Below are 6,946 nucleotides of genomic sequence, written 5' to 3'. Positions count from 1 at the left end.
AATGTGCAACCGGGAGATCGAACCGCCCCGCCGGCTGCCGCGGCAGCCGGCGGGGCGGTTCGATCTCCCGGTTGCACATTTTCCCATTTGCAATTATAATACTGTCTGCCGGGACGGCCGCCGCTTAGCTTCACAAAGACGTCCGTTTCCTCCGCGCCCGCCGTGCCTGCGGGCGCGGGCCCGCCTTCCTGATGCCTTTATTTCAATTTACGGAGGAGTGTGCTCCATGACTAAACCTGTTCTGGTCGTTATGGCCGCCGGTATGGGCAGCCGGTACGGCGGCCTCAAGCAGATCGACCCTGTGGGAAACCACGGCCAGCTGATCATCGACTATTCCATCTACGACGCCCTGTGCGCCGGTTTCGAGCGGGTAGTCTTCGTCATCAAGCGCGAGCTCGAGGATCACTTCCGGTCCGCCATCGGAGCGCGTCTGTCCCGGGTCATCGACGTACAATACGCGTATCAGGAGCTGAGCGACCTGCCGGAGGGCTACGCCGTTCCCGCCGGCCGTGTAAAACCCTGGGGCACCTGCCATGCCGTGCTGGCCGCCCGGGGCCTGGTGGACGGCCCCTTTGCCGTCATCAATTCCGACGATTACTACGGCCCGGAGGCCTTTCGTACCATATACGATTATCTCTCCCGCCACACGGACCGGCCCGGCTGCTATGAATACGCCATGGTGGGCTACCTTCTGGGCAATACCGTGACCGAGCACGGCCATGTGGCCCGCGGCGTCTGCCGCGAGGATGCCGGGCACTATCTGGAACAGGTGGTGGAACACACCCACATCGAGCCGGAGGGCGCGGACGCCCGCTTTACGGAAGACGGCGGACAGACCTGGACCCGTCTGAGCGGCGGCACCATCGTCTCGATGAACCTGTGGGGCTTCACCAACAGCTTTCTTTCCGAAGCACAGCGGCGCTTCCCCGCTTTTCTGGACCGGGCCCTGGCGGAAGACCCGCTCAAAAGCGAGTATTTTCTTCCCAGCGTCGTCAGCCAGCTCATCGACGCCGGCAAGGCCCGGGTCAAGGTACTGCGCAGCGCCGAGAAATGGTACGGCGTCACGTATCGGGAGGACAAACCGGCGGTGGTGGCCGCCATCGCGGAAAAAACCGCTGCCGGGCTCTATCCCGACGACTTGTGGGCAACCGTCTGAGCCTCCGATTGACGGTAAGCAGGCGCCCCGTTCCCTGCCGCGGCAGGGAACGGGGCGCCTGCTTTTCCGCTTTGGCCCGGGCCGCCCGGCCATTTCCTTTCCCGGCGCTGCAGGTATCGCTACTGATCCGGCCCCAGCACCACCGGCTGGAGCTGACGGCCCTGGAGGGCCGCCTCGATGGCGGCGTTCACCCGGGAGAAATCCGCCGCCAGAGAGGTTGGTTTCCCCACCGGATCATCCTGCCGGAAGGGGACGAAATAGACGTTCTTTTTGTCCATCAGCGCGCCGATATGTTTGGCGCTGGCCGCCAGGGCGTCGTTGGTGGAAATGGCCAGCACCAGCGGCGCGCCGTTGCGCAGATGGGCCTTTGCCGCCATGGTCACCGTGGTGTCGGTGATCCCGCAGGCCAGCTTGGCCAGGGTGTTGCCCGTGCAGGGACACACCAGCAGCACATCCAGCAGATGCTTGGGCCCGATGGGCTCCGCCTTCGGGATCGAGTCGATCACCCGCCGGTCGCAGATGCGCTCCATCTCCCGCATATGATCGTGGGCCGCGCCGAAGCGGGTGTCCAGGGCCGCGCTGGCCTCGGAGACGATGGGCGTCACGTCTCCGAAGCGGGCCTTGACCTGCTCCAGCGCGCTCATGGCCTGGCCGTAAGTACAAAAGGAGCCGCAGAAAGCGAACCCCACGCGTATTTGTTCCATGTTCACACTCCCAACTCGTGAAGGATGTTGTAGATCGTGATCTTGATGCTCTTGCCCGCCGTCACGGGGGCCACCTTTCCGGGCAGCGAGAGCGCCCATATCACCTTCACTCCCAGGCGCGCCGCCGCCTCCAGGTCCACGCCGCCGGGCTTGGAGGCCAGGTCGATGACCAGGCAGCCCGGGCGCAGGTCCTCCAGGTCTTCCTCGCTCAGGATGCGGGCGGGCACGGTGTTGACCACCAAGTCGTAGCAGCACAGCCAGCCTTCCAGCTGTCCGGTGTGCTCGATGCCGTAGCCGCAGCTCTCCGCCCAGGCCAGGTCGGCAAACTTGCGCGCCGCCACGCTGACCTTGGCCCCCAGCCCCGCCAGCCGCTGGGAGAGCGCCCGCCCCAGCCGTCCATAGCCGATGACCAGCGCCCGTGCGCCGTGGATGGTGATGGGCAGCTCCTCCATGGCGATCTGGATGGCCCCCTCTGCGGTGGGCACCGCATTGCCGGCCGGACACAAAACAGGCCGTCCGGCCCGGCATCCCCTCGGGACCTCAGCCGCCTGCAAAAGCTGGCACAGTTTTTGCACCTATTTTCAGCAGTCCCCGGCGCTTCCGTCCGTACCTTGTTCCAGGGGCGGCCGTGTTCCGCCGGATGGCATACCAGAACACAAACAGAAAGGATGGACCCACCATGCAGTATGATTTCGACCAAATCGTAGACCGCTCCCAAAACCACGCCGCCAAGTACGATGAACGGGCCAAAAAATTTGGCACCGCCGATGTGATCCCCCTGTGGATTGCGGACATGGACTTCAAGACCGCTCAACCCATCATCGACGCCCTGTCCGCCCGGGCCCAGGAGGGCATCTGGGGCTACACTGCCCGCCCGGACAGCTATTTTGAGGCCATCCGCAGCTGGCAGAAGCGCCGCCACGGCTGGGACATCGACCCGGACCTCATGAGCTTCAGCCCGGGCGTGGTGCAGTCCATCAGCGCCATGGTAAAGCTCTTCACCCCCGAGGGCGGCAGCGTATTGATCCAGACCCCGGTTTACTCCGAGTTCTATGACATGACCGAGGCCTGGGGCCGCCGGGTGGTGGAGAGCCCCTTTGCCGAGCGGGCCGGGCGCTGGTGTGTGGATTGGGCGGACTTTGAGGCCAAGCTGGAGCAGTCCGACCTGTTTCTCCTGTGCAGCCCCCACAACCCGCTGGGCATCGTCTGGACCCCCGAGGAGCTGGAGCGCATGGCCCGGCTGTGCATGAAGCACCATGTGGTGCTGTTCTCCGACGAAATTCACTCCGACCTGGTCTTCCACGGCAAACGGCACACCCCCGTGGCCGCCCTGTCCCCGGAGATCGCCCGGTTCGCGGTCACCGGCATTTCGGGCACCAAGACCTTCAATCTGGCCGGACTCCAGGCCAGCACCGTGGTCTTCCCCAACGCCCACATGAAGCAGGTGTTCGACCGCTACTGGAAGAACATGGACATCCACCGCAACAACGCCTTCTCCCTCACCGCCATGGAAGCCGCCTTCACCGGCGGCGAGGAGTGGCTGGAGCAGCTGCTCCCCTATCTGAGCGCCAACCTGGATTTTGTAGCCGACTTTTGCGCCCGGCGCATTCCGAAAATCAAAACCTGGGCTCCCGACGCCACCTACCTCATGTGGCTGGACTGCCGGGCGCTGGGCCTGAGCAATGGGGAGCTGCATGACTTTATGATCCATAAGGCCGGCCTGGGGCTCAACGACGGCAGCAGCTTCGGCCGGAGCCTGAACGGCTTCATGCGGCTCAACGCCGCCTGTCCCAGAAGCGTGCTGAAACAGGCCATGACCCAGCTGGAGGCGGCCGTGAACGCTTTGTAAGGAGCGCGCACGCGCCTGCCGCGGGCGGAACACGGTTCCGGTTTTTCCGCTGCGGCGGCGAACCTCTGAGGGGCTTTTCGACAAACTGACGCGCCCGCCGGATCTCCGGCGGGCGCGTTTTACGGGTTTCGGGCGGAATGCTATCGATCGTTTCGACACAGGTCTTCCAGGGACTCCCGGCGTACCGCCACATAGTGCTCGCCGCCGCCCCGGAGCATGACAATGGGCGGACGGGGCAGGCGGTTATAGTTGGAGGCCATGGAGTAGTTGTAGGCGCCGGTGGTACACACGGCCACGATATCTCCCCGGCCCACGCTGGCGGGCAGCATCACGTGCTCCTGGATGATATCGCCGCTCTCGCAGCAGCGGCCCACCACCGAGCATTCAAAGCCGGCCGGCTCGTTCATCTTGTTGGCCAGCAGGCAGGTGTAGCTGGCTCCGTACAGGGCGAAGCGGGGGTTGTCGGGCATGCCGCCGTCGACCGACACGTAGTTCTTGTACCCGGGAATCGCTTTGACGGTTCCCGCGGTGTACAGGGTCATGCCCGCCGCGCCCACGATGCTGCGGCCGGGCTCCATATGGATCTCCGGCAGATCGATCTCCAGCCGGGCGCAGGCCTGCCGGATGGCGGCGGCCACCTCGCCCACCTTGGTGTCCACATCCAGATCGGGGTCGGATTCCACATAGCGTACGCCGTAGCCGCCGCCCAGATCCAGCTGCTGGGCCATGTAGCCGTACTTGTTCTTCATGGCGGCCACGAATTCCAGCATGATGACGGCGGCGCGCTCAAACACGTCCTCGGCAAACACCTGGGAGCCCACATGGCAGTGGAAGCCCACCAGCTCCACATGGGGCTGCTGCAGCGTAAAGGCGGTGATCTCTTCCGCCTGGCCGGTCTCGATGGCGCTGCCGAATTTGGAGTCCACCTTGCCGGTGGCGATGGCCTCGTAGGTGTGGGGATCAATCCCCGGAGTCAGACGCAGCAGCACCTTTTGCCGAACGCCCCGGCGGGCCGCCTCGGCTTCGATGGCGCGGATCTCCTCCACATTGTCGGCCACGAAATAACCGATGCCGTTTTCCATGCTGTAGCGGATGTCCTCATCGGTCTTGTTGTTGCTGTGAAAGTAGGCGCGGCTGAGGTCGTAGCCCGCCTGAAGGGCGGTGTAGATCTCGCCGGAGGACACCACGTCGATGCCCATCTGTTCTTCCTTCATGATCTCGTAGATGCGCTTGAAGGAATTTGCCTTGCTGGCGTACAGGGGACGGGCGCAGTCGCCGAAATGCTTTTGGAACGCGGCGGCGTAGACCCGGCAGTTCTCACGGATCTTGTCCTCGTCCATCAGGTACAGGGGGGTGCCGTACTGCCGGGCCAGCTCCACCGTGTCCTGCCCGGCAAAAAGCAGGCGTCCATTTTCGGAAACGGTAATATTATCACAGATCATATGGTTCTTCCTTTTCTTTCGGTTCCATTCCATAGTGTGGGGTGAGGGGAGCCGGGGCGCGGCGCGCTGCGGCCCCGCGCCCCGCTCTCACTGGGGAGAGGGAGGAAGCAAGAATATCAGCGTTACTTGCCAGCAGAGGTCTTCTTAGCGATGGCCCTGTCCAGACAGTCCTTTCCATCATTAAAGCGGGAGACGATGTAGCAGACGACATAGTCGCCAGCGGAGTTGATCATCGTGGCGGGAGGATCGACCAGATTGCCGATGGCCACCAGGATGGGGAAGGCCACATCGATCTGAGCGGGGAAGAAAATAGAGGCGATGATGTATTCGCCAATGTAGCCGCCGCCGGGCACGCCGGACATGCCCACGGAGGACAAGACCGCAACGCCCACGACCAAGGGCAGCATGCTCCAGTGAAAGGGCTGCCCCAGCGCCCCCAGCACGAAGGCGATCTTCAGCACACAGGAGAAGCAGGAGCCGTCCATGTGCATGGTAGCGCCCAGGGGGCAGACCATGTTGGCGACATCCTCGTCGATACCGGTCTCGCGGGCTTCCTCCACGTTGGTGGGGATGGTAGCCACGGAGGAGCAGGTGCCCAGGGAGACGATGGCGGGCCGGGCGATGTGCTGGAACATGGTCTTGATGCCGTGCCTGCCGCCGCCGAACCAGGCGAACAGGGGGAAGGCCGTGAAGATGTAGATGAAGCACAGCGGATAGTATACCGCCATGGCGCGTCCATAAGCGGTGGTAACGGAGGAGCCATAGGTAGCGACCAGATCGGCGAAAATGGCAAAGAAGGCGATGGGGGCGTACTTGGTGATGATGTTGATGAATTTCATCATAACATCGGACAGGGACGACAGCCACTGGCCGACCAAGCTGTCGGGGCCGCCAGCCATGTTCGTGGCGAAGCCGAACAGGATGGAGAATACAATCAGGGGCAGCATGGCCTTGCGGCTCAGCAGACCTACGAAGTCGGAAGCCGTGAAGAAGTTCACGAGCATGTCGGAAATAGAGGCGTACTCGCCAATTTGCTCAGAGGTCATGTTCTGCCAAGGCTCCAGGACCGGGGGAAATATCTTCATCAGCACAAACATGATGACGGCGGCGATCGCGCCGGTAACGATAAAGGTGGCCACGGTGGTGCCCATGATCTTCCCCGCGCGGCCACGGCTCCTCATGTTAGCGATGGATCCGGCGATCGAGGCAAACACCAGGGGTACCACCACGCAGAACATCATGTTGATGAACACAGTGCCCAAGGGCTTAATCGTATGGCCGAAGTCGGGAGCAAACCAGCCCACGATACAGCCCAAGACCATGCCGCCCAACATCAGCGCCAGAAAAGCATAGTTTTTTCTGACGGAGTTTTTGTCGAGTGTTACTTTGTTGCTCATTACATTCTCTACCTCTCAAAAGAATATTTTGGGTAATAAATGGGCCTTACATGATGATGATAAGCGTATCATCCTTGAGCGTCTGAAGGATCTTTACCATCACGTCGCGGGGCACGGACACGCAGCCCGCCGTCCCGTTTCCGGTGCTGCAGTGGAAGAAGATCGCGGAGCCGCTGCCGGGCGTGCAGGAGTTGTTGTAATCGATGGCGACGGCGTACTCGTAAGCCACCGTCTCGCCGATCAGGTGCTCGGCGCTGTCCCAGACCACGCCGCCGGTCTCGCTGGCCCGGACCAGCTGGTTGTAATACTCGCTCTCGGGGTCGTCCACCCAGTACTCATCCTCGGTCAGTTTCAGGTAATCGCGGGTGCTGCCGGGGTCGTCTGCCACGCCGAAGGCC

7 protein-coding genes are annotated in these 6,946 nt (G+C 62.8%); 2 read left to right on the top strand and 5 right to left on the bottom strand.

The genetic code is table 11. The features are described 5' to 3' along the window. Positions 1-226 precede the first annotated feature (226 nt). Positions 227-1,156, top strand: a complete 930-nt coding sequence (locus tag MR825_RS07055) for a nucleotidyltransferase family protein (RefSeq protein WP_287879804.1) — start codon at positions 227-229, stop codon at positions 1,154-1,156. Between the two features lie 119 nt (positions 1,157-1,275). On the opposite strand, the gene MR825_RS07050 is transcribed toward MR825_RS07055, so the two are convergent. Both MR825_RS07050 and MR825_RS07045 read right to left on the bottom strand, forming a co-directional pair. Then, positions 1,276-1,860, bottom strand: a complete 585-nt coding sequence (locus MR825_RS07050; protein WP_186908240.1) for a dipicolinate synthase subunit B — start codon at positions 1,858-1,860, stop codon at positions 1,276-1,278. Positions 1,861-1,862: 2 nt separating this feature from the next. Next, entirely contained in the window at positions 1,863-2,345 is a 483-nt protein-coding gene (locus MR825_RS07045; protein WP_186908253.1) for an NAD(P)-dependent oxidoreductase, read from the bottom strand. A 194-nt stretch (positions 2,346-2,539) separates the two neighbouring features. Between MR825_RS07045 and MR825_RS07040 the strand changes: the two genes are divergently transcribed. Beyond that, positions 2,540-3,709, top strand: a complete 1,170-nt coding sequence (locus tag MR825_RS07040) for a MalY/PatB family protein (RefSeq protein ID WP_287879801.1) — start codon at positions 2,540-2,542, stop codon at positions 3,707-3,709. Between the two features lie 140 nt (positions 3,710-3,849). On the opposite strand, the gene lysA is transcribed toward MR825_RS07040, so the two are convergent. From lysA to MR825_RS07025, 3 genes are all read right to left on the bottom strand, one after another. After that, positions 3,850-5,151 (bottom strand): diaminopimelate decarboxylase, encoded by a 1,302-nt coding sequence (gene lysA, locus MR825_RS07035; protein WP_287879799.1) that lies wholly within the window; start codon positions 5,149-5,151, stop codon positions 3,850-3,852. Between the two features lie 122 nt (positions 5,152-5,273). Further along, positions 5,274-6,548: a dicarboxylate/amino acid:cation symporter gene (locus MR825_RS07030; RefSeq protein ID WP_287879796.1), complete on the bottom strand. Its 1,275-nt coding sequence runs from the start codon at positions 6,546-6,548 to the stop codon at positions 5,274-5,276. Between the two features lie 46 nt (positions 6,549-6,594). Next, positions 6,595-6,946 (bottom strand): hypothetical protein (locus tag MR825_RS07025; RefSeq protein WP_353845871.1); only part of this gene is annotated, 352 nt, incomplete at its 5' end.

It is taken from the genome of Lawsonibacter sp. (assembly GCF_022777125.1).
GTDB classification, from domain to species: domain Bacteria; phylum Bacillota; class Clostridia; order Oscillospirales; family Oscillospiraceae; genus Lawsonibacter_A; species Lawsonibacter_A hominis.
The sequence above is the reverse complement of the archived record's forward strand: the minus strand, read 5'-3'. Positions and strand labels throughout refer to the sequence as shown.